The organism is Streptococcus mitis (genome assembly GCF_022137125.1).
In the GTDB taxonomy this organism is placed as follows: Bacteria; Bacillota; Bacilli; order Lactobacillales; family Streptococcaceae; genus Streptococcus; species Streptococcus mitis_CE.
This window is the reverse complement of the sequence record NZ_JAKNEQ010000004.1, coordinates 76,269-100,281: the sequence shown is the minus strand read 5'-3', so window position 1 is coordinate 100,281 and position 24,013 is coordinate 76,269. Positions and strand designations below refer to the sequence as shown.

The window sequence follows — 24,013 nt, the reverse complement described above, 5'->3', positions numbered from 1 at the left end:
CTTTGATTCTCATCAATGCGCCAACATTTCTTGGGCGATTTCTTGACCAGATAGGTTATCTGGGTAATAGGTTGGCCAGTTATCCATTTCTTCAAAGAGGGCTTCTTGGCTTGTGCCTCCAAAGAAGATATGGAAATGTTCTGCCTTAACTGGGGCGATATTATGGTCACTAAACTGAACATACTTGAATTGTCCAGCATCCGCATCTGTCGCTTCAAAGAGGAAGCGCACGCCACGATTTCCTTTCTTATAAGTCAAGATTTTCTTTCCAACATACTTGTAGGTGAATTTCTTACTTTGTCCACCTTGAACAAATTCCATAGTATTATCAGTAATGTTAATCTTAGTCACATCTGTCTGGTAGCCTTTTGTATAGTAAGCCTTGTACTCAGCCTGAGTCATCTTACCAGTCAACTTAGCCTTGTAGTCAAAGACTTGATCCAACGTGCCATCTTCAAGGAAAGGATAAACTGATTGCCAGTTACCTGCATAGTCACTCAAAGTGCGGTCCTTAACGTCTGCATCCTCAAAGTAACCATTTTGAACTGTCTTAGTATCCTCTGCCTTTTCGGGCTCAATTGCTGGGCCTTCTTGGTCCGTTGTTTGTTTTAGAGCCTTGAGGTTTTTCTCCATAACGGAAATGTAGTTTTCTCCAGCCTTGGTATCCTCTTCTGTCAGACTTTCTAAAGGATTAAGGACATCTGTTTTGACACCTGCCTCTTTTGAAAGTGTGTTAGCAAGGGCTTGAGAAGCATTTTCTTCAAAGTAGATATAGGCAATTTTATTTTTCTTGACATACTCTGTCAATTCTGCCAAGCGAGCAGCTGATGGTTCTGCATCCGGAGAGAGACCTGAGATTGATACTTGCTTAAGCCCATAGTCCAAGGCAAGGTAGTTAAAAGCTGCGTGTTGAGTCACAAAGCTCTTTTGTTTGGCTTGATACAAGCCTTCTGCATAAGCCTTATCCAAGGCTTGTAATTTTTCGATATAGGCAGCAGCATTCTTCTCAAAGGTCTCTTTTTTATCAGGATAATCTGCTGACAAGCTATCACGGATGTGCTCTACAAGTTTAATGGCACGAATTGGTGATAACCAAACATGGGGATCGTACTCATGGTGATGGCCTTCTTCTCCATGGTCATGGTCTCCCTCTTCTTCCTCACCACCTGGCAAAAGCAACATATCGCCTGTCGCCTTGATGGTTTTGACCTTTTTCTTATCCAAAGTATCTAGCAATTTAGGGACCCATGTTTCCATGTTTTCATTTTCATAAACGAAGGTATCTGCGTCTTGGATTTTGGCAACTGCCTTGGCAGACGGTTCATATTCATGGGGTTCTGTACCAGCACCGATGAGGAGTTCTACATTAGCAGTATCTCCTGCGACTTGCTTGGTAAATTCATAGACAGGGTAAAAGGTTGTCACAATATTTAGTTTGCCATCTGCCTGCTTTTGATTGGAACAAGCCACTAAAAACAAGGCACATAAACTGGCGAACAATAAGCTAATTTTTTTCACGTTAGTCTCCTATTTGATAAAACGTCTTACTAAACTAATAAGTAAAAAGACAGTTACAAAAATAATGGTAATACTTGCACTTGCAGGTGTTTCTGCATAGTAGGAAATGTAAAGTCCTGCTACCATTCCCAAAAATCCAATAGCACTGGCAAGCAGCATAACCGATTTAAAGTTTTTCCCGAGACGCAGGGCAATACTGGCTGGCAAGACCATAATGGTCGATACCAGAAGAGCTCCCGCAGCTGGAATCATAAGGGCAATGGCCACCCCCGTCACCATGTTAAAAAGAATGGACATGGTACGAACTGGCAAGCCATCCACAAAGGCCGTATCCTCATCAAAGGTCAAAATGTACATCGGACGAAGGAAGAGGAAGGTCAAAATCAAAACAACCGCCGCAATGACAAAGAGGGAAATAACCTGCTCTTCGCTGATCGTCACGATTGAACCAAAAAGATACTGGTCCAAACTCATAGAACTCGAGCTTTTACCCTTGCTCATGACAATCAGAGAAACAGCCAGACCCGTTGACATGAGGATAGCTGTCCCGATTTCCATAAAGCTCTTGTAAACCGTACGGAGATACTCCAGAAAGACCGCCGCAATCAAGACAATAGCAATAGTGGAAATAGTCGGAGAAATCCCTAGTACCAGACCAAAGGCTACACCTGAAAGTGAGACGTGGCTGAGGGTATCACTCATCAAACTCTGACGGCGCAAGATAAGGAAGGTCCCCAATACTGGCGAGAAAAGACTCATGGCAATAACGGCCAGAAAGGCACGTTGCATAAAGTCATAAGATAACAAACTAAGCATGGCCCACCTCCTGATCATTCTCATGAACGTTGAAACAACGCCATGGCGAGTCTTGGTTACGGACTAGATGAATATTGCGGTCCGCATAGTCCTTAACTTCTTCAGGGTCATGGGTAATCATCAAAACAGCCTTGCCATGATGATGGGCGCTGTGGTGCATGAGTTCGTAAAATTCGTTTTTACTTCCTGCATCCATCCCCGTTGTCGGCTCATCTAGGATAAACACATCTGGATCCGAAGCAAACATACGCGCGATCACCGCTCGCTGCTTTTGTCCTCCAGATAGAGACCCCAAGCGTTTGTCTCGGTGTTCCCACATTCCAACTGAGTCCAGACTAGCCTTGATATGCTCCTCATCATGAGCATTCAAACGACGGAACCAGCCTTTTCGCGGATAGCGACCCGACTTGACAAATTCATAAACCGTACTTGGAAAACCAGCGTTAAAACTGGCAATCTGTTGAGGAAGGTAAGCTATTCTCAATTTCTTACCCTGCGTATTTGTCTTTGAAATGGTCACCTTTCCAATGCGTGGCTGGAGGATTCCAAGACTGGCCTTAATCAGTGTCGTCTTAGCTGCTCCATTTTCCCCTGTCAAGGTAACAAATTCCCCACTATCAACACTATAATTGATATGTTCAAGAACGGGCTCCTTATCATAATAGAAGGATAAATCCTCTACCGTAATGTATCTCATTATTTGATTTCTCCTACTAAAGCAGTCAAAAACCGCTGAATCACTTTTTGTTCATTTGGAGTAAACTGAGTTGCCACTTGTTCATAGGTTAAAAGTGTATGCTCATGGTGATGATGGTGCTCCTCAGCGATTGGACGAGCCAAATCAGTCAACTGATAAAAAATCACACGCGCATCCTTAGGATCTTTAGATGTTTCCAACATCCCTTCCTTGACCAAAGACTTAATGGCCTTGGTAACTGCTGCCTGACTGACATTGAGGCGACACGCCAATTCTGAATTTGTTAAAGATTCCTCTGACAAGAGCATAAGAATGTGCTCCTGAGTATTGGTCAGGGCCACCTCGCTAGTACAATGACCTATTAGGATTTCATGCTGATTTTCTGCCTGCAAAATCACCTCATTCAAAAAAGCATCGATATCCTTCGCTAGCTGTCTCATATCTGACTCCTTTCCTTTTGGACTTCTCTTTTTTAAGAGAAAAATACTATTCTTTGAAAAATTATTTACTGGTTAATTATATCACAACCAAAAAAAGAGTCAAGAAAAAACGTGAAAACCAGTTTCATTCTTGAACTCTTCCATATTATCATCTATTGAAATTCCTTGGCATTTCCATCATAAGTCGCCCATCATCTGAATCTATTGTAGAAGACACAACACTTTTTTATTCAAATTATATATAAAATGGAGAAGGCCTAAGCCTTCTCCAAATACATACCTTACCTCACTCAAGAGGTCTAGCAATCTATAACTAGAAACTCATTAAAATTTTGAACAAATTTTACTCATTATCCTTCTTACGAAGAACGATACTTAGACCACTCAAAATTCCAACAAATCCGAATGCTGCCAAGGCTGCGTTCGATTCCGTACCAGTATCTGGCAATTGAGTTACCTCAGTTGATGGAGCTGGATAAGTGTTTCCATCCGGATTGTAATTTGAAGGTACTGGTTTGTTCGGAACTGCCGGTGTTCCCGAATCTTCCGCCACAGGTACAGGTGGTTTTGGAGTCTCGTTTCGTTGAGGTGTTGGAGCTGGTTGTGGTGTAGGTGCAGGAGCTGGAGTCGGAATTGGATTTGGCTCTGGCTGTGGTTTTGGTTCTTCAGGAATCTTCAGCTCTGGAATCTCCACAGTTGGCGGATCTAACGGAACTACTCCACCTTCAAATTCTGGCACTTCAACTTTTGGAGCATCAATTTGCATTACATATTGGTAAACAATTGTAGTTACTCCTTCTTTAACTAAACCTTTTTCCTCTACAGTATTTTTGAATTTATCACCAGCTGGAAAAACACGTTTAAGTTTGAATGTTACTCCATCTACCTCGATAGTCTCAGGAGCTGTCACAGCATACTCTTCTCCGGTAGCTTTATATGTAGTTTCTTCTTTGCCGTCAATAATTGTAGTTGTCGCTTCAGCTACAATGACATTGTTCTTAGCGACTACGTCATCTGCAAGGAAGTTTTCATTAATATCTACGAATTTAACGATAACTGTTCCTTTTTTGTCTTTTGCGTAATCACGTACACTGTTTGGTTTATTCTGAGAATACTTAACAACAACCTCTGAATCTTTAGATTCATGTGTTACAGTTAATTCATCTACCTTTGCTTTATCTACAGTGTAATTTTTGATTTCTGGTGACACTACTTCAACAAGTTTTTGTTCTGGAGTCCAATCACTTGTATACGTCACTTCACCAGTTCTACTGTTGATTTCGGCAGTTCTTGTGAAACGAGCATTTTGGTTAACAGGTGCACTTGCTTCCTGACCTGCTTTTGGTCCATTTTCGTATACATAAGTGATGTTACGTTTCACTTCTGTTAGTAAACCTAAATCTTTGTAGGTGCGACCTTTTGGATCGTTAGGAATTTTATCCTCTGGTTTTGGAGGATTTTGATCACCATCGTTAGGTTTAGTTGGATCTACTGGAATAATGTAGTCATATTGGTATACAACTGTCGTAGTTCCTTCTTTCACCTTACCTGTTTCTTCTGTAGTATTATTGAATTTATCAGAAGCTTCATATACACCGCTGTATTTGTATTTCTTACCATTAGCTTCGATAACGTCTTTACGGTTCGCTACAGTGCTGTATTCTTCATTTGTTGCTGTATAAGTAGTTTCTTCACGATTTGCATAGACTTTTGTCGTAGCTTTTTCTACTACTGCATTATCTTTAACAGTTACCTCTTCACTGATTTCATTTCCTTGAGCGTCTACATACTTAACAACTACAGAACCTTTTTTGTCTTTTGCTGCATCATGTTCGATAATTTCAGGATTTTCACGGTATTTAACAATTTCGCTACTGTCTTCAGATTCGTGCGTTACTGCTAATTCAGCTACTTTTTCTTTATCAACTGCATATTTATCGATTTTTGGTGACACTACTTCTGCAAGTTTTTGTTCTGGAGTCCACTCGCTTGTATATACTACCTCACCAGTTCTACTATTGATTTCTGCAGTTCTTGTGAAGCGTGCATTTTGGTTAATAGGTGCACTTGCTTCCTGTCCCACTTTTGGTCCATTTTCGTATACATAAGTGATATCACGTTTGACTTCTTTTAAGAGACCTAAGTCTTTGTATGAACGGTTTTGTGGGTCATTAGGAATCTTATCCTCTGGTTTTGGAGGATTATTATCACCTTCATTAGGCTTAGTTGGATCTACTGGAATAACATAATCGTATTGGTATACAACTGTTGTAACTCCTTCTTTCGCCTTACCTGTTTCTTCTAATACGTTGTTGTACTTATCAGAAACTTCATACACTCCACGGAAGACATATTTCTTACCATCTTTAGTGATTGTATCAACTTTCTTTTCAACAGTATTGTAGTTTACATCATTTTCTGTTACTTCATCACGAGTCGACAGTACAACCTCTCCTGACTTAGTAGCGTATGTTTTCGTTGTTTTAACAACTGCATCCGTCACTACATTCGCAGAATCTTTGATTTCATTACCATCAGCATCAACGTACTTAACAACCACTGAACCTTTAGCTTCAGTTACAGTCGGTGTTGTTTCCTCTTGTTTATCTAGAGTATAGCTGTAGATAACGTGTTGCTCACCTTCTGTTACATCACCTGTCGCTGGGGCTGAATCAGATGTTTGCCCTACATATTTATAAACTAAACCTGTTGCTTCGTCTTTTAGAGTTGGGTATTGTTTATCAGTAGTGTCGTATTTTTCTGTAGCTGTACGTTTTTCTTTACGTTCAGATACTTTTACACCTTTTGAGTAAGTTACATAAGTATCTTCATACTCAACTGGCACTTTATCTTTCACTACTTCTGTTTCTTTTAATGTTTTTAACGTTCCATCTTCGTTGATCACAACGTGTTTCACATCAACAGAACCTGTTTTTGTAACTTCTGATTTAGACGGAGTTTTCTCTTCTTCACTTACTAGACGATATTCGTAAACAACCTCTGTTGTTCCTTCTACGACTTTACCGCTAGCAGCTGGAGAACCTTGTTTTAGACCTACATACTCGTATGTAAATCCAGTATCAGCATCCACTAAGGTTGGATATTGTTTTGGTGTCGTGTCGTAGTTTTGTTCTACTGTTTTAACATCAGTGCGTTCGTCAACTTTTGTTTCACCTGAATATAAGCTTACGATAGTTTTTGTTTCTAATGTAACATTATCTTTATCAGTTTCTGTTTTTAATTGTTTTCCATCAGTTGTGACGTACTTGATAACGACGCTACCTTGTTTAGTAGCCGTTGCAGTTCCCGCTTCTTCTTTTGTGATTTTTAAGTTGTAGTAATGAGTTACTACTGGTTTTTCTTCACCCATTACCTTGTAAGCGCGGATTGGTGTGATAATTTCTTTTTTAGTGAATGTCGCTGATTCAGTTGTTTCTGTACGAGTTCTTGTACCATTATCACCACTAATGATGTATTTATTTTCAGCAACAGTTTCTGTAGGAATATACTTTTCATCTGTTACTTTTGCATCTCCTGTAACTGTTACTGTACCGTCTGCAGCAATTTCAACTTTTCCTTTATTAACTAACGTAGTTACAGTCGTTTCTTTATCAGGTTCAGTTTCCACTAATGGAATATAGTCATCTGGCTTACCAGTATAAACAGTGTACTCTTTAATTTTTTTAGTTGTTATAACATCAATGTAAGCGTGTGGAGAATAATCATCTGGAGTATATTTATATACTGTAGTCGTGTGGATTTCTCTATATTTACCATCTTGAAGTTCTGTAGTATCTGTTTTAGCTGCAGTAACCGATACTTCTCCAATAATTTCCGGAAAACCTGCTAACATTTTTTTGAATTTATCTTCAGAAGCAGATGAAATATACCCTGTATTAAGGTCTATAGGAGCATGCAAAACAAATTCCCCAGCACGTCTCCCAGTTTTTATCAATCCTAGTTCCACTTTCCCAGATTGGATATCATCTTCTAAAGTTTTTAGATGTGCATCTAAACGCGCTTTAGCCGCCTGAACTTTCTCTCTTTCAGTTGCATCTGTCGCTTTTCCTTCTAAGAACTCTAAAGCTTTATAATTAGCAACCGTATAATTTTTTAAAATATCTTTTAATGATGATTGAGATTTATTTAGTCTATAATCATAACTATATTCATCACCTGTTGCTAAATTTTGTACTTCAGACCCAGAATAACCAGTTCCAAAACCTAATAATGCGTAAGTAGGATCTTCGCTAGGTGTTTTTTCTACATCATCAGCAGTCCCATAAATTCCATCTGCGCCAGGTGTATAATAATGGTTGACTTTAGGTCCATCAAAAGTATAGTCGTCTACAATATAAGTTGAGAAATAGCCTCTGTCTTTCTTTGTTACTTCTATTTTTCCTTCTACTGAGAAAGTAATATTTCCTTTTTTGATTTTTTTAATAGATTTACCTTGACCTACTGCATACGTATCTTTATCAAGGACAAGAACTGTATCACCTTTTTGAAGAGTTACATTAGCCTTAGTAAACTCTTTAGCATCAGCTTGACCATCATTCCATTTTGTAACAGCATCTTCATCGCTAGTTACTCCATTATCTGCTACAACATACTTACCGTATTGTCCATCAGCTGTTTCTTCAACTAAGTAAACTTTGCCTTTTGTTTTTGTATAGTCAATCTCACCTAGTTTGTTATGCATTCCTTCGGGAGAGACTGCTGCTTCAATATCGTTGAAATGCGTTTTATCATAAGTAAGCTTATCAGCACCTTCTACTTCAGATTTTCCAGCGTACTCATAGACTTTACCGTTAGCTTCTACCGTATCTTTTTTTCCAGTATCTTTAGACACAACAGTTCCTGGTTGAGTCACAGTTGATTCACGGTAGTCTTTACCATCTGTATCGTAAGCAAGACCTTTTTTATCATAAGGAGTTTTTACAGTACCTGTTCCCGCTTCTACTGTTTCTGATTTTAGTAATGACTTATCAGAATCAAGCTTATAATTGACAGTTGCTTCTGATTTAACATTTAACGTATCCGTTCCATCAGCATCGCCTGTATTACTGTTGGCTTTTGTCGGTTCAGCAGTTCCTTTTTCTAATACCGCATCCACTTTTACTGTCTTGGACGCATCTTGATCATCCGTAAAAGTTGTGGCTGCTGTCGAAGCTACTTTCGATGTATCAGTCACCATTGTTGCCATATCTGTACCATTAGAAGTAACATTAGCAGCTACTGGACTTACACCAACTGCTAAAGCCACACCTGTTGCCAAAATCGTTGCCCCAATTAACTTAGAATCTGTTCGACCATCTTTATACTTACGAAGAGAAAATTTCTCCTGTCTATCAGTATGAAACATAAAACATCGCCTTCCTAAAATTTCATTGTTTTTTATATTTTGAATCTATAAAATGTGCGCTAAAAACTATAAAACTAAGAAAGTTTTACGCTTTCAATTATATCATATTTCTAAGGATAATACATACTTATACATACCCAGAATTTCCTTTTTTTGATAGTCTTTAGAGAATGTTGCTGACGCGTAACGACCTTCTTTTTGATAAGCATTGAGCCACAAGATTAACTCCCCAATGTCGCCAAATGTTGTGACACCTTTAGATTGGCTCTTATAGTACCTGTGTGCTAAATCTGTATCAGACAAAAGACAAACCAAGCCCTTGGCAGATGCTTCTACAGCCGCATTGGCAAAGCATTCACTCATAGAACAAGAGAGATAGCCTTGGTGCTTTTCATAAGGGACCTCTTCTAGAAAACCTGCATAATGGACATTCGACGGCAAGTCTTTTTGGCTATAGCCATCTGGTAAGTTACCATAAATCGTTAACTGGCTATCCGGCACTTGTCGAAAGGCCTCAATTGCCCAGGCACACCGTTTGATCATCGTCATATTACCAACGATACACCAATCGGTGACTCTTGTATATTCTTTTTCCAAAACTCCATCCACAAACATTGGAGGCAAAAAACAAACCTTTTCTTTCCCTATTAGTTGCTCCAAAACTGGACTTGCAACGATATTTTGGCACCACCCTTGTAAGACAAACTTCATCATCGGATCTAAAATATTGTAATGGGTATAGGCAAATAGCTTTCTTCCTGTATTTTGGAAAAATTTCCTCAATTGAAGAGGATATTCATTGACCATATCAATGATAAAGCAATCTTCCACTGTAGAATTGTTGGCTAGATAGAGACTAACTAACTGCCATTGAGTATAGGTTTCCCCACTTCTTAGGTTTTGGTAAGAATGGTAATTTTCACTCACATCCCCTTTTAGCAACTCCCCTTTACTATCATAAAGAGTAAAGAGATTTTCTTGATATTGGAAACGATACAGCAATTGAGAGGTATAACATTCTATATCGCCATTTTTATAATGAACAAGACCTACATATCCCTCTTTTGTGTACTCGACTTCACTGATATGATCTAGTTCTTGAATAAATTCTTTGTCTACACTCGGCTTTTGTCTAGCCAGATCTGACTGGTCAAAAATAACATGATAGAAGTTTTCAAAACCAAGTTTTTCTAAGGTTTCTACAAAATTCGGTACAAAATTTTCCAGATTTGTTATAACGAGTTTCTGTTCTAGGGACAGACTTTTAAAAATTTCTTGACGTGCCAATTGACTTCTTTCAAAGCCATAAGTGCTTACAGGAACGCCTTCCTTTATTGTAAATACTTTCACCATAGTTTAGTCCAATACATCTTCCAATCTTAATCCACGACTTCTTGCTAGTCTTGCACGGAAAGCCATCCCTCGTTTATGACGTTCTGATAAACGATAGTAGGTCGTTGTGACATTTAAAATCAGGGCATTATCCTTGGTGACCATACGAGACCACAAATGCCAATCTTCAAACCCATCACACTTAGCATCATAGCCTCCTGCTTCATCATAGGCAGAGCGTTTAAAAATGACGGTTGAATGGTTAAAGACATTTTGATAAGCAAGTTCTAACCACAATTTTTCTCCTGATAAATGATGAGATTGATTCCGTTTAATTTTATCTGTTATAGCATCTTCTTCTGCGACAACTCTAGCCCCGATAAGGTCGAGTTGAGGATTTTTCTCTAACTCCTGCAAGAGAAGATCTAAGTGCCAAGGCATCCATACATCATCTGCATCTTGTCTGGCTACATAAGCCGTTTGAGACAAACTAACTCCACGATTTAACGTTTCTGAAATCCCTTTATGATCTTCCCTAATATACTGTATTCGCTCGTCTACTAGATATGGCTTACATACTTCCTCTGTATTATCTGTCGAACCATCATCCACAATGAACAGTCGAAAGGCTTGATGGGTTTGATTTAAAACAGAATCAATCGTTTGACTAATGGTTTCAGCTCCATTATAGACAGGCATGACAATATCAACAGCTGTGTCCGATTGAGATACATTTTGATAGGGCACACCTCGTTTTGCAAAAACATTTGATTCATGAGTTGTTAAAAAAGTCCGATACCCCTGAACCGATACACCCTCTATATCTTTGACCAATAAAAGCGAAGTTGAGTAAAAACCATGTACCTCAACGAACTCATACTCCTCTAGCAAAAGATAAATTTCTTCTTCAAAGCAAAATCTAGTTTCTTTCAATTTATCTTGATAGGGATTCAAAGGCACTCTTGGATGGGGATAGTAATAATCAATCTTCTGTTCATCTAAAATTTTAGCAGTCAATTTTTGGGTAATTTCCAAATCTTCCTGATAAAGGAGAGAGCCTAGAAATTGCCCCAGAAAAACACTTATTTTCTTGCCATTTTTAGCCCTATGAAAATGACTTGGTTCAAGATGAAGCTTTAGAAAAACCTGCTTCTCTTTTGGGAAGAGGATACAGTCCTCAAATACCGTATAATGTCTATTTGACAAAGACATAACCTCTCTCAAGGTAAAGTTTGTATAAGGAATGCCCCTCTCAAGATTTTGTGTATAGAGATTGAGAGGTACAACGGAAGTACTACCATCATCAAAAGTATACAAATTCATTGTACTTGGATTAAAGACGCTAAGAGCTACAGGATTGTCTAAGCTTGCTAGATAGAGATTACTGATGGCCCTGTCTTTTAAGGCTTCCTGAATATCATTGAAGACTGTCTTTCCTTCTAAAACAAGGACTTCCTTACAAAATTCTGCCATCCGTTCAGCATAAAAAGTCTGTCTCGTATCATTTGACATCTTTAGATAAATCCCGATAAAGTCTTCTGAAACAGTCTGTACAACTTCTTTAGCAACTAAAACCTGGAAGGGAGATGAACAAAAAATTATATTCTCCAAATTTAACTCCTCATAACATTCTTACAAACTCTTACTTAGCATCTTGCTTTTGTGCAATCATCTCTTGCCACCAATCTTCATGGTCTTGATACCAATGGATAACTTCTTTTAAGCCTTTATCAAAATCCACGTAGAGAGGTGTAAAACCTAATTCAGTATATAACTTACTTGCGTCAATTCCATAACGAAGGTCGTGCCCTGGTCTATCTGCTATATACTTGAAATCTTCCTGAGATTTTCCTAACTGCAACAAGATTTTCTGTAAAACTTCAACATTCGTTCGCTCATTATTTACACCAATCAAGTAGGTCTCACCAATAACGCCCTTATCAATAATGGTGTCAATAGCTCGACAATGATCTTTGACATGAATCCAATCACGAATATTCAGTCCTGCTCCATATAGAACTGCCTGCTGTCCAGTTAAAAGATTGGTGATTTGCCTTGGGATAAATTTCTCAGGATTTTGATAGGGTCCATAGTTGTTTGAACAGTTGGAAATCGTAGCCCTAACCCCAAAAGAACGAACCCATGCTTTCACTAATAGATCAGCAGAAGCCTTTGTAGCAGCATAGGGAGAACTTGGATTGTACTGCGTTTTTTCAGTAAATTTATCCTTACTTTCTAATGGGAAATCCCCATAAACCTCATCTGTTGAAATATGGTGGAAACGGATATCATACTTCCTAGCTAACTCTAAAAGATTGTGCGTCCCGACAATATTACTTTTCACAAAAACAGACGTATCGTGCAAAGACTTGTCATTAAAAGATTCTGCTGCAAAATGAACAATCAAATCAACTCCTTCATCGATATAGTTGCTTAATGCCAACTCATTTGCGATATCCAGTTTATAAAACGATACCCTATCATCCAATAAATCTTCGATTGTTTTCATCGAAGAGGCGTAAGTCAAATTATCCAAAATCGTAATCTGAATATCCTTATAAGTCTCTTTTAGGTATCGAACAAAATTTGAACCAATGAAACCAGCTCCACCAGTCACAACGATATTTTTATAGTTCATCTATTTTCCCTTTTATATTTTTCACTCAAAGCCAGTACGGTCAACACTTACAACTTCCCATTCTCTTGTATCCGCAATTTGTTTTCCATTTTGTTCAAGTAAAGTATTAAAATCAGGAACAAACACTTTTACAAAAGGCTTTGTCAGTCTTAAAATATAACCTACCCAATAACAATAGGTCGAATTGGGACAAATGAAATACTTGTTACAGCTATACAGTTGTAAAAAGTTATCTTGAACATCCTGCTCCTCAACTATAATCGGGTTTTCAAAATGATACTGAGAGTTTAGAAAAGGTACCAATTCTTCGCGACACCAGACAACATCGTCTGAAGTAACTCGGATAGTTAAATGTTGAAAATTATCCCCTTCAATTGCTGCTATCTTTCCCAAACAAGAACCGATATACAATTGAGCGTTATAACCGTAATTTTTTCTATTTCGTTCATTGAGAAAATCCGTTCTTCTAATTGCAATTGTCACATTTTTCTCTTCAAATTGAGCGGAAGCAGCTACTACTGGTTCAATCAAATACTCTCTACAAAAAGAGTCCAATTCTTCTGAAGAATAGTCAACACCTGCCTCTTGAAAATAACCAAAATCTTCTAATTCGATACCATTTGCTTTTGAAAATAAGACAGCGGTTTTTGGAAAAAAGGTTTGGGCAAACTGAAAATATCCTGTTCGTAAGACATAACTTTCCTCATAGCCCATCATCCGATCTCTATGCGCTTGTAGTAAGAGATAGAGCAAATTTCCTAGTTGAAAACCTCTATTATTTTCATAAATTTTCAAGATTAAAATCTCCTTCTTGCTTTTTAAAGTATCGTCCTAAAGTAGAATTGTCAGGATTTTTTAGTAAATTCTTTATTTGTCTACCTGTCAAAATTTCAGACTGATCAATACCCAGTTTCACTCCATCAATTCTATTTAAATTCGCTACTAGATGACAAACCAAATCATTTATTGCTGTTACTTGATAGCACATCTCATCAGGATAAATATCAGAAATTGGCTCTAAATCCCTCAACAATTCATCTGGAAGAGGCTCTACTAAATCCCATAACTGATCATTTACTTTTTGATAATAGTTTTCTAACTCAGGCTTATCCAAAACAATATCATTTGAAATATAAGTCCATTGTCTAGAAAGTAAATCATTGATAAAACCCTTTTTCAGCGTTTTTCCATATAAGGTATCCATAATATAAATAGTGTTCTTATTTTGATGAGCCTCAGTCACGCCATTATATATCTTTTGATGAATAGTGCTATATCTGGCGCCACTATCAAATACAGATTTAGTGGACACTAAAATCATATGACCTGTCTGAATATTTTTTAGAACATTTACTAATTTCTCTATTTCCGCATCATCGTTTTTCATACCTAAATTGGTTAATAATTTTTCTGATGACGGAGCAGTACAAATGACCACATCATAAAAATCTTTCAAAGCTTCTTCAATATTATTTCTATTGAAACAACTTAAATCAATATCAGATTGCTTCCTTAATGTATCAAATAAAACTTTCCCAACTGCACCCGTCGAGCCAATTAAGGCCACTTTCTTCTTGCTTGATTCAATTATTTCAAGAACTTCTTTGAAAGATTTAGCAGCTTGGTCTTTTTCAGAAATGATTGGTTTTAAAAGAGAATCCCACGACAAATGAGCGTCTTTGTCTAATGGTGTAATACCTAAATAGTTTTTATGTGGATCATAATAGTCAGCAACCAGGTAATTCAATATCCCATTATTAACTAACGACTGTGCACCATTAGCAACTCCGCCAGGGACAAAAACAGCCCTACCAGGTTGGACATCTATCACATCTACAGATTTGTAAGTTGGAGAATCTATCCGCAAATCGATAAAAATCATTTTGAAAGTCCCATAGGCTACTGTCATCAATTTTTCATAACCCTGACAATGCATCCCTCTGATAACCCCCTGCTTTGAAACAGACACATTATTTTGAAGTTTATGATGAAAGAATGACTCTGGCACCCCATTTGCAAGCAAATCTTTCTTTCGCCAATTCTCTAAAAAATAGCCACGCTCATCATGATGAAGAGGACTTTCAAACACCAACAAACCTTGAATCTGTACTGAAATAGTTCTATCTATATCCATCTTTTCCCCTCTATATTGTAATGCATCCACACTAAAGCTATTTTCATTATGTTTCTTAAATTATACCACTATATGAGTTCTCTAGCCAGATGAAGGTCATTCTTTTTAAACACCCATATCTATAAATACACATTTTTATTAGTAAAAAGAAAAACCCTAAAAATCAGACTAATTGTCTAACTTTTAGAGTTAAATCGTTTATTATTTTATGATTCGTCTATTGAAATTCCTTGACATCTCCATCATAAGTCGCCCAGTCTTTACTGAAAAAGCGCTCATTCAGATGGTAAGTCGGAGCTGGGGTGGGATTGGATAGGAAGGGATCAACGGCCTTATCAAATGCCAACCAACCTAACCAACCAAGGTGAATGGTATCCTTCATAAAGAAAGCTTCCCCACCGTCCTTAGAAAAATCTGCTATATTGGTAAACCCTTGACTTTCTAACTGGTAACGAATCTTCTGCACCGTTTGTTGGTACATATCTTCTCGTAAACCAGCATAGTCCATCCATTTTTTATTAACAGGTGGAATGATAAAAATCGGGTTTACCTTGGATTTAGAAAACTGTGTTAAAACCAACTGCAAGTCATTATATTCTGGCGACTTGAGATAGGTAAAGTTTTTCTGAGAATCCTTTAATTTCTTCAAATCCTTCTTAATCTGCGTATTATAGAAATAATTCTCCATTCCCAGATCATTATTAGAAGTATTCTTTTCTGCATCTGCTTTAACAACATCTTCTATAGCTTGATAAGAAAACTGGTCTGGCAAGGTCTTTAAATACTTAACTACATGCTTATCATAATTGACATAGCCTCTAACTGAAAACTGACCAAAAAAGGAAGCTTGGCGTTCATTAAACCGAGCTAATAATTCAATCATTTCATTGTCTGCAGACGACAATTCTTCTTTACTTGCCAACTTCTGAACCATGTCCTTCATAGCTACATTTGGGAACTGCTGTAGTAAGCGAGTCGCTGCATATTGACTAGCCTGATCCCCAGATTGATGTTCCAGAAAACTGGTCAACTGGTCTCCATTAAAATACTGCTGAAATGCTGCTGGCTCATAGCCATTTTTACTGAACCACTGAGGTGAGATAACATATACAACTTGTTTATTCTCCAGTTGTGGCAACATCTGTTGCATCCCAAAATACTGATTGAGCGAGGCAGCTCCCCTCTGTCCTAAAAGATAAGGACGGTAGGAGCGATTGTATTTCTCAGCCAATACCGCAGGATGAGCACCGTCAAAACGAAGCCATTCACTAGAGCCAAAGAAGGGAACAAAACGCATATTTGGATCAGATAGGGCTCTGACCTTTTGACTTCGCTCCTTAAAACTATCGATAGTAGTAGCCACCGCTGAACGCTTTTCAGCTCCTAGATTATGATGCATCTCAGTAGGATAAAAGAAAATGAGCAGAAAAACCAACAAACCAGCTATCAAGACCGGTCCGAAGATCATCCATAAGCGTTTAAGCATTTTGTAGCTCCACAATACCAGCTATGATTTTATTGGCTGTATTCCAGTCGTCGCGACCAAACTCTGTTACAGGGACACGAATGTCAAAACGGTTTTCAATCTCCACAATCAATTCAACCGTTCCCATACTATCTAAAACACCTGCATCAAAAAGATCTTCATCCATCATGTCAGAAACATCTTCCATAAACAACTCATCAATAATTTCGATAACTTCTGATTTGATATCCATATTTTATTTCCTTTATTTTTTAAACCATAAATCATTCAAAAATCCAGAAAAGATCAAGAATGACAGCATGACGACATGGAAGGTGACAACCATGCCAAGCAACTGAATCCAGCGATTCTCAGGTAGAGCAGGCTTCCCTGCTTTTTTCCGTTCCTTATTGAGCGTTTTTTTCTTGCGAATCCAAGCGTCATTGATAACCAGTCCAATCCCATGAAAGAGTCCATAGGCGATGTAGTACCAGGTCACACCGTGCCAAAATCCCATAATCAGCATATTTACAATATAGGCCACGCTTGAGGTTACATTGCGATTCTTAAAGACCTTCTTTCTGGTCAACACCATCACCATTCGCATAAAGACAAAGTCACGGAACCAGAAAGAGAGACTCATGTGCCAACGATTCCAAAATTCCTTTAAATCCCTTGATAAAAAGGGCTTGTTAAAGTTGATAGGGCTACGAATTCCCATCAAATTTGAAATGGCTAAAGCAAACATAGAGTAACCTGCAAAGTCAAAGAAGAGCTCCAGACCAAAGGTATACATGACTACCAAGGCATAGAGATTAAAGAAACCACCTGACTGCAAGGCTAGATTCTTCAGAGGAGGGAGTAAGGTCTCTCCTAAAACATGAGCTAGGATAAACTTGTACAAAAATCCCCACATGATATAGCGAACAGATTCATCCAGCATATCCATCAACTCATCTCGCTCAGGAATGGTCTGATAATTTTCATTAAATCGCTTAAAGCGATCGATTGGGCCACTTGAAAAGGTCGGCATGAAGAGAAGGAAACGGAGGAATTCCCAGAGGGTAAAATCCTTAATCACTCCATCTCTCAGCTCGATGATAATCCCAACCGAACGAAAGGTCAGGTAAGAAATTCCCAAGAACCCCAGCAAAGACTGCGTTCCATTGATAGCCGGCTGCACCTTGACAAAGATAATCGGAAGGAGGGATAGAAAGCTAACTAGGTAGAAGACCCACTTGCCATCCTTGCTTTTTCGATAATGCTTGTAGAAAAGCAGGAGCAATATTTCCCAGCAAAGGTAAATACCCAAGGCAGCCAACTGATTGGTCTTCCCACCTACCAACATGGTGACGATAAAGAAGAGACTAACCAGTACTTCATACCAGGCAAAGCGTTTCTTGAAAAAGAGACCGATAAAGATGGGCAAGGTTGCAGCAATCACATAGACAAAATACTGAGGATTCCCATATGGCTCTAAATGAGGAAGCTGTTGAAAGAACTCCATCATCTCTTATTCACCTCGTTAATCAATCCTTTGATGTCAATTTTTCCATTTGGAGTCAGTGGCAAACTGTCTCGATAAAGGAATTTAGACGGCATCATGTAGGACATCATGATGTCTGTCAGGTCTTCCTTGATAGCCTTGGTAATATCGATATCTCGCTCAAACTGCTCACGAACACCGTCTTTCAAGATGACATAAGCCAATAGATTTTGCACCTTGTGGTCTTTATTATAACGTGGCACAGCTACAGCAGACTCGATAAAGCGAGACTTATTGAGGTTTTGAGAGACATCTTCTAACTCAATGCGGTAACCGTTGAACTTAATCTGGAAGTCCATGCGTCCGCCGTAGAGAAGCAAGCCTTCATCTGTCATAGTTCCCACATCTCCTGTATGGTAGGCTGGTAGACCTTCAAACTCAAAGAAGGCTTCTGCCGTTTTTTCAGGATTGTTCATATAACCTTTTGAAACGGCTGGTCCAGAAACAATGATTTCTCCCTGTTCGCCATTTGGCAATTTATTGCCTTCCTCATCAATGATAAAGGTTGGAGAGTCGGCCTTGGTATAGCCGATTGGTAGGCGTTTGAGAGTCGCTAACATCTCATCTGTCACGGCCACAGCTGATAGGGCTACTGTTGCTTCTGTTGGACCGTAGGCATTGATAATACGGGCATTTGGGAAACGCTCACGCAGTTTTTGAGCTGTTTTGACAGTCAGTTCTTCGCCATCAAAGTAGAAATGCGTGATTCCAGGCATTTTCTCACTGTTGAAGTCTTCAGACAACATGGCCATATCTGCAAAAGACGGTGTTGATGTCCAGATAGCGATTGGCAATGAAAAGATGGTCGCAAAGAGTTGCTTAAAGTCCTGAGTAATAGCTGAAGGAAGAGCGAAAAGTGTACCACCAAGTGCCAAGGTTGGAGCCCAGTACATGACAGACAGGTCAAAAGAATAAGGCGGTTGAGCCAGCATTTGCGGACGACTTGGTGTCGCAAATTCCTTATCCGTAATCATCCAGTTGGTAAAGCTGAGGAGATTATCATGTGAAATCTGCACTCCTTTAGGCTTACCAGTCGTACCAGAAGTAAAGATAATGTAGTAATTATCATCTCCCTTAACTGGATGCGTGATTTCGTAGTTATTCCCTTGGGCAAAGGCTTCTTGAACCTGAGCTAGATTCATCATTGGCGTAGAAATCTGACCCAATGGAAAGTCTGAAATGGCAATAATCAAGCTTGGCTCCGCTACTTCTAAAATAGCTGAAACTCGCTCCAAGGCCGAATGGCTGTCAATTGGAATGTAGGCATGACCTGACTTAGTCAGTGCTACAAAAGTTGCCAACATTTCATATTCTTGACCACCAAAAACGACTACAGGAGACTTCTCAGGCAATCCTAGTTGGTCGATGGCTGCAGCTAAACTATCCGAATCAGCCTTTAAATCGCCATAAGTGTGTTCCTGCCCTAAAACATTATAAACAGGATAGCTAGGCTGGGTCTGAGCAAAATGCTCAATGGTTTCAATCATATCTGCTATTGGTTTATTTGACACAATAGGGATTCTCCTTCAAGTTAAAATTCATTATAGATAAAGCTTCCTTGACCCTGACCAAGATAGCTAAAGAAGTAAAGCAGCCCTAGAAAGATAAGAAAATACAAGGCTGTCCGACCAAGAAAGAGGTACAATTCTTTTCTCTGTTTCATCAAGAAAAACCATTCATTTCTGTAATTTTTGCTAAATAAGATAGACTCTTACTATAGTATTTTTCTACCATTGTACCATTTTTTAGGGTAATCTTTCAATTGTTTACCGTACATTTTCACTGCATTTAAGCTAATTTTAAAGATTATGCAGTTTTTCTATGAATATTTTTAAAAAAGCCTGAGATTTTCATCTCAAGCTTTATCAACATAATTGTTTTCTAGATTAGAAAAGTGAGAATACAAGCACGGCCAAGGCTGCACCGATAACAGGTCCCACAACAGGAATCCAGGCATAAGACCAGTCTCCGTCTCCCTTGTTTGAAATTAGAAGGATACTGTGCATGATACGAGGTCCAAGGTCACGTGCAGGGTTCAAGGCATAACCTGTTGTCCCACCTAGTGATAGACCGATACCGACAATCAAAGTTCCCACTGCAAAAGTTCCGATTCCTGCTTGAAGGTCATAAAGTCCCAAAGCAAAGATTGTCAATACCAATACAAAGGTGCCAAGGATTTCGCTAATCAAGTTTGATACAGTATCTTTGATGGCCGGTCCAGTACTGAAGGTTGCCAGGATATTTCCTGCATTTTCTTCTGCCTCATAGTGAGGTTTGAATTGCAACCAAACCAAAATCTGACCCAGCATAGCCCCTGCGAACTGGGCTAAGATATAAGGCAAAACAGAAGCCCAAGGCAAACCACCTTTCAAGGCCACACCAATCGTCACAGCTGGGTTTAAATGAGCTGGACTGAGCTTGCCAGATACAAATACTGCAACCGCAACTGCAATCCCCCAACCCATAGTAATCACAATCCAACCTGAGCTGTTGCTCTTGGTTTTTGGAAGAACCACACCTGCAACAACACCATTTCCTAGAAGAATCAGGATTAAAGTCCCTAAAAATTCTCCAAATAATTCATTCATCATCTTTCTGTCTCCATTAAAAAGAAGGAGAGGGTAGACTAGGAGTCCTGCCCTCCACCTCTTTTATTTTTTCTTAATTTTTTAATTCTGCTAAATCGTTGTTAGCAAGAGCTGCTTCGACATCCGCACGGTAAGCGGCTTTTTCTTCTTCAGTCCAGTCATAGAATCGTCCCATTTCATCCAAAACTGGCTCAACGATGCTATCCAAACTATCACGCATAAAGAGCATGTGGTTGGTACGACGAAGGAGGAAGTCAACTGGGCTCAGAGCCAACTCATTGCGCATTGCATAGTGAAGGGACAAGGTATCTGCCAAGCTGAGTCCTGGTGCTTGTTCTAAACTATGAGCAAGAGCAAAGACTTTCGGTGCATTTGAACCATAAAGATTTGCTAGGTAATGAGCTTCCTTGCTATCCAAACCACGTGACACTCCAAGTTGCGCAAAGGCTTCGATTTCTGAGTCCACATTTGCTGGGTTCAATTCCCCACCTGAAACAGGGTAAGTCTTAGAATTGATGAGTTTAAAGCTACGGTCAAATTCTGCTTTGAGGATGTCAACCACGCGCTCCATAGCTCCTTCAGCCATCTTACGGTAGTCTGTGATTTTACCACCAGCAAGGGTCAAGAGACCATTATCATCTCGGTCCAAGCTAGAACCACGAGAAACTGCAGATGGGTCCAAATGTTTCTCAGAGGTACTGCTTTCAAGCTTGCTAACAGCAGCCTCTACATCTTCACGAGTTTTTTCTTTAGAGAGATAAGATTCAACAGTCGTAATCAAGTTGTTAAAGCTTTCATCACTGATGGTTCCGTTATTTCCTCCATTGTAGTCAGAAGCGCTATTGCCTGCGATCAATGGACGAAGACCTGCCCAGCTGCTTTCGATATCATCAATAGTAATGTTGGCTTCTGGGAAGCGGTTATTGACAATGCCAAGTAGGTAATCTACATCTTCCTGCGTCACTTTTGGATGTTCCAAATCACCTGTGTAGTCTGTATCCGTTGTACCGAAGTAAGTCTTGTTTTCACGTGGGAGAACAAAGACCATACGGCCATCACCCAAACCTGTATCAAAGTAAACTGGCTGTGAAACCTTGATCTTGCTTGAATCCACTACCAAGTGAACTCCCTTAGTTGGACGCATTTGTGAGAATTGTGTTCCCTTATTAGACAAATTGCGCACCTTGTCGCTCCAAGGACCTGTTGTGTTAATAACCAGACGGGCCTTGATTTCAAAGACTTGGTCTGTCAAGAGATCACGAGCTACAACACCTGTAATCTTGCCACTTTCGTCAAATAGGAAGCCTTCTGCCTTCACGTGGTTAGCAATGAGGGCACCGTCCTGGTTGGCACGTTTGATGTTTTCGATCACGAGACGAGCATCGTTGTTACGGAAGTCAAGATAAACTCCACCTCCTACCAAACCTTCTTTCTTCAAGTTTGGCTGGCGTTCCAAGACTTCTTCCTTGCTCAAAACCTTGTTAGCAGCTGGTGTGTTGTTGACACCTGCCAAGAGGTCGTAAAGATCCATAGCTACTTTAAGACGGAAGAGGCTAAAAGTAGCTCCATCTTCATCGTAAACTGGCAAGAGCATTGGGTCTGGTTTCGGAATGTGTGGAGCGATTTGTTGAACCACTGCACGTTCAGAAACTGTATCTGATACCACTTCTACATCAAATTGCTTAAGGTAACGTAGTCCTCCATGAACCAATTTTGTTGAACGGCTGGATGTTCCTTCTGCGAAGTCCTGCATTTCAATCAAACCAGTATCTAGACCACTAGCTGCCGCCTGCAAGGCTACACCAGCACCAGTGATACCTCCACCGATAATCAAGAGGTCCAAGGTACGTTCCTGCATTTTTTGAATTGATAATTCACGTGTTTTCTTTGAAAATTCCATATTTACACACTTTCTAACTGAGTCGCTTTATTCTTCCAGTATTAGTCGTCTACTTCCGCAAAGACTTGAGTTGCTTTTACAGCCTTCTTCCAGCCCTTGTAGAGTTGTTCCTTGCGAGATTCGTTCATAGATGGCTCGAAGAGCTCTCCTGTCTCGTTCAAGAGTTTCAACTCATCCAAGTCTTTCCAATAGCCTACTGACAAACCTGCTAGGAAGGCTGCCCCTAGAGCTGTTGTTTCCAAGTTTTTGGCGCGTGCGATATCGATTCCCAAAATATCAGCTTGGAATTGCATGAGGAAATTGTTCATAGCTGCACCACCGTCTACTTTCAAGACTTGGATAGCTGTCTGCGCATCCACTTGCATCGTATCGATGATATCACGGACTTGATAAGCGATAGATTGAAGAGTTGCCTTGATAAAGTCTTCTTTACTTGTTCCACGAGTTAAGCCAAAGACAGAACCGCGGGCATTTTGGTTCCAGTATGGAGCACCTAGACCTGTAAAGGCTGGAACGACATAAACTTCATCATTGTTGTGAGAATCACGAGCGTATTTTTCAGATTCTGGTGAATTTTCCACCATGCGAAGACCGTCACGAAGCCATTGAATGGCACTTCCTGCGATGAAGATAGAACCTTCTAAGGCATAGTAAACCTTGCCATTGATACCGTAACCAATGGTTGTCAAAAGATTGTTCTCAGACAACTGCATCTCTTCACCAGTATTCATGATGATGAAAGAACCTGTTCCATAAGTATTCTTGACCATACCTGGTTCAAAGGCCAACTGTCCAAAGAGGGCTGCTTGTTGGTCCCCAGCCATACCTGAGATTGGCACTTGTCCACCATAGAAATGGAATGGAGCTGTCTTACCGTAGATTTCAGAGTTAGAACGAACTTCTGGCAACATAGCCTTTGGAATGTTGAGGATTTCCAAAATCTCATCATCCCATTTGAGTTCTTTAATGTTATAAAGCATGGTACGAGCTGCATTTGAGTAGTCGGTCACGTGAGCCGCACCGTCAGTCAATTTCCAAACCAACCAAGTATCAATGGTACCAAAGAGCAATTCACCCTTTTCAGCTCTCTCTTGAGCGCCCTCTACATGGTCCAAAATCCAACGAACTTTAGTAGCAGAGAAGTAAGCATCGATGATCAAACCAGTCTTTTCATGGAATTTTTCCACATAGCCTTGACTTTTTAGTTGCTCAGCCAAAGGTGCTGTCTGGCGTGACTGCCAAACGATTGCGTTGTAGATAGGAAGGCCTGTTTTCTTATCCCAGACAACAGTTGTTTCACGCTGGTTGGTAATCCCGATTGCTTCGATTTGATTTGGCTTGACACCGCTTTCGATGAAAGCACCCGCAATAACTGACTGAACAGAGTTCCAAATTTCATTGGCATTGTGCTCTACCCAACCTGCCTGAGGGAAAATCTGGGTAAACTCTTTTTGACTCGAGCTAACTTTTTCTCCTTTTTTGTTGAAAATAATGGCACGAGAGCTTGTAGTCCCCTGGTCAATGGCCATGATGTATTTTTCTTGTGACATGTGCTGTCCTCCTGATAAAGATCT

Annotated in this window: 18 protein-coding genes; all 18 read right to left on the bottom strand. The window is 39.5% G+C overall.

Going from position 1 to position 24,013, the window contains the following annotated elements:
- Positions 1 to 12 precede the first annotated feature (12 nt).
- A complete protein-coding gene (gene adcA / locus L0P31_RS05125) occupies positions 13 to 1,518 on the bottom strand; it encodes a zinc ABC transporter substrate-binding lipoprotein AdcA (protein WP_238096062.1) in 1,506 nt (501 codons plus the stop codon).
- Positions 1,519 to 1,527: 9 nt separating this feature from the next.
- Positions 1,528 to 2,334 carry a metal ABC transporter permease gene (locus tag L0P31_RS05120; protein ID WP_000950030.1) on the bottom strand — a complete coding sequence of 269 codons (807 nt, stop codon included), beginning with the start codon at positions 2,332 to 2,334 and terminating at the stop codon, positions 1,528 to 1,530.
- Positions 2,327 to 3,031, bottom strand: coding sequence for a metal ABC transporter ATP-binding protein (locus L0P31_RS05115; RefSeq protein WP_001269496.1), 705 nt, complete (start codon positions 3,029 to 3,031; stop codon positions 2,327 to 2,329). The genes L0P31_RS05120 and L0P31_RS05115 overlap by 8 nt, the downstream gene beginning before the upstream one ends.
- Positions 3,031 to 3,471 carry a zinc-dependent transcriptional regulator AdcR gene (adcR, locus tag L0P31_RS05110; RefSeq protein WP_238096061.1) on the bottom strand — a complete coding sequence of 147 codons (441 nt, stop codon included), beginning with the start codon at positions 3,469 to 3,471 and terminating at the stop codon, positions 3,031 to 3,033. The genes L0P31_RS05115 and adcR overlap by 1 nt, the downstream gene beginning before the upstream one ends.
- 343 nt (positions 3,472 to 3,814) lie before the next feature.
- Positions 3,815 to 8,836: an SIALI-17 repeat-containing surface protein gene (locus tag L0P31_RS05105; protein ID WP_238096060.1), complete on the bottom strand. Its 5,022-nt coding sequence runs from the start codon at positions 8,834 to 8,836 to the stop codon at positions 3,815 to 3,817.
- Between the two features lie 102 nt (positions 8,837 to 8,938).
- Positions 8,939 to 10,189: a glycosyltransferase family 4 protein gene (locus L0P31_RS05100; RefSeq protein WP_238096058.1), complete on the bottom strand. Its 1,251-nt coding sequence runs from the start codon at positions 10,187 to 10,189 to the stop codon at positions 8,939 to 8,941.
- A 3-nt stretch (positions 10,190 to 10,192) separates the two neighbouring features.
- Entirely contained in the window at positions 10,193 to 11,779 is a 1,587-nt protein-coding gene (locus tag L0P31_RS05095; protein WP_238096057.1) for a glycosyltransferase family 52, read from the bottom strand.
- 31 nt (positions 11,780 to 11,810) lie between these two features.
- Positions 11,811 to 12,806, bottom strand: a complete 996-nt coding sequence (gene rfbB, locus L0P31_RS05090; protein ID WP_238096055.1) for a dTDP-glucose 4,6-dehydratase — start codon at positions 12,804 to 12,806, stop codon at positions 11,811 to 11,813.
- A gap of 21 nt (positions 12,807 to 12,827) precedes the next feature.
- Complete coding sequence (locus tag L0P31_RS05085; protein WP_238096053.1) at positions 12,828 to 13,601, bottom strand: alpha-1,2-fucosyltransferase; 774 nt, start codon at positions 13,599 to 13,601, stop codon at positions 12,828 to 12,830.
- Positions 13,588 to 14,940, bottom strand: coding sequence for a dTDP-4-dehydrorhamnose 3,5-epimerase family protein (locus tag L0P31_RS05080; protein ID WP_049499142.1), 1,353 nt, complete (start codon positions 14,938 to 14,940; stop codon positions 13,588 to 13,590). The genes L0P31_RS05085 and L0P31_RS05080 overlap by 14 nt, the downstream gene beginning before the upstream one ends.
- A gap of 217 nt (positions 14,941 to 15,157) precedes the next feature.
- Positions 15,158 to 16,426, bottom strand: coding sequence for a D-alanyl-lipoteichoic acid biosynthesis protein DltD (gene dltD / locus L0P31_RS05075; protein WP_049501952.1), 1,269 nt, complete (start codon positions 16,424 to 16,426; stop codon positions 15,158 to 15,160).
- Positions 16,419 to 16,658 carry a D-alanine--poly(phosphoribitol) ligase subunit DltC gene (gene dltC / locus L0P31_RS05070; RefSeq protein WP_000351967.1) on the bottom strand — a complete coding sequence of 80 codons (240 nt, stop codon included), beginning with the start codon at positions 16,656 to 16,658 and terminating at the stop codon, positions 16,419 to 16,421. The genes dltD and dltC overlap by 8 nt, the downstream gene beginning before the upstream one ends.
- A 12-nt stretch (positions 16,659 to 16,670) precedes the next feature.
- Complete coding sequence (dltB, locus tag L0P31_RS05065) at positions 16,671 to 17,915, bottom strand: D-alanyl-lipoteichoic acid biosynthesis protein DltB (protein ID WP_084953110.1); 1,245 nt, start codon at positions 17,913 to 17,915, stop codon at positions 16,671 to 16,673.
- Complete coding sequence (dltA, locus tag L0P31_RS05060) at positions 17,912 to 19,462, bottom strand: D-alanine--poly(phosphoribitol) ligase subunit DltA (RefSeq protein ID WP_238096051.1); 1,551 nt, start codon at positions 19,460 to 19,462, stop codon at positions 17,912 to 17,914. Before dltA ends, dltB begins: the two co-directional genes overlap by 4 nt.
- 20 nt (positions 19,463 to 19,482) lie before the next feature.
- A complete protein-coding gene (locus tag L0P31_RS05055; RefSeq protein WP_000813667.1) occupies positions 19,483 to 19,614 on the bottom strand; it encodes a teichoic acid D-Ala incorporation-associated protein DltX in 132 nt (43 codons plus the stop codon).
- 223 nt (positions 19,615 to 19,837) lie between these two features.
- Positions 19,838 to 20,542: an MIP/aquaporin family protein gene (locus L0P31_RS05050; protein ID WP_238096049.1), complete on the bottom strand. Its 705-nt coding sequence runs from the start codon at positions 20,540 to 20,542 to the stop codon at positions 19,838 to 19,840.
- A gap of 70 nt (positions 20,543 to 20,612) precedes the next feature.
- The gene (glpO, locus tag L0P31_RS05045) at positions 20,613 to 22,439 is read right to left on the bottom strand and encodes a type 1 glycerol-3-phosphate oxidase (protein WP_045612462.1); all 1,827 of its coding nucleotides are present in this window, start codon (positions 22,437 to 22,439) and stop codon (positions 20,613 to 20,615) included.
- Positions 22,440 to 22,480: 41 nt separating this feature from the next.
- Positions 22,481 to 23,989, bottom strand: coding sequence for a glycerol kinase GlpK (glpK, locus tag L0P31_RS05040; RefSeq protein WP_000076788.1), 1,509 nt, complete (start codon positions 23,987 to 23,989; stop codon positions 22,481 to 22,483).
- Positions 23,990 to 24,013: the final 24 nt, after the last annotated feature.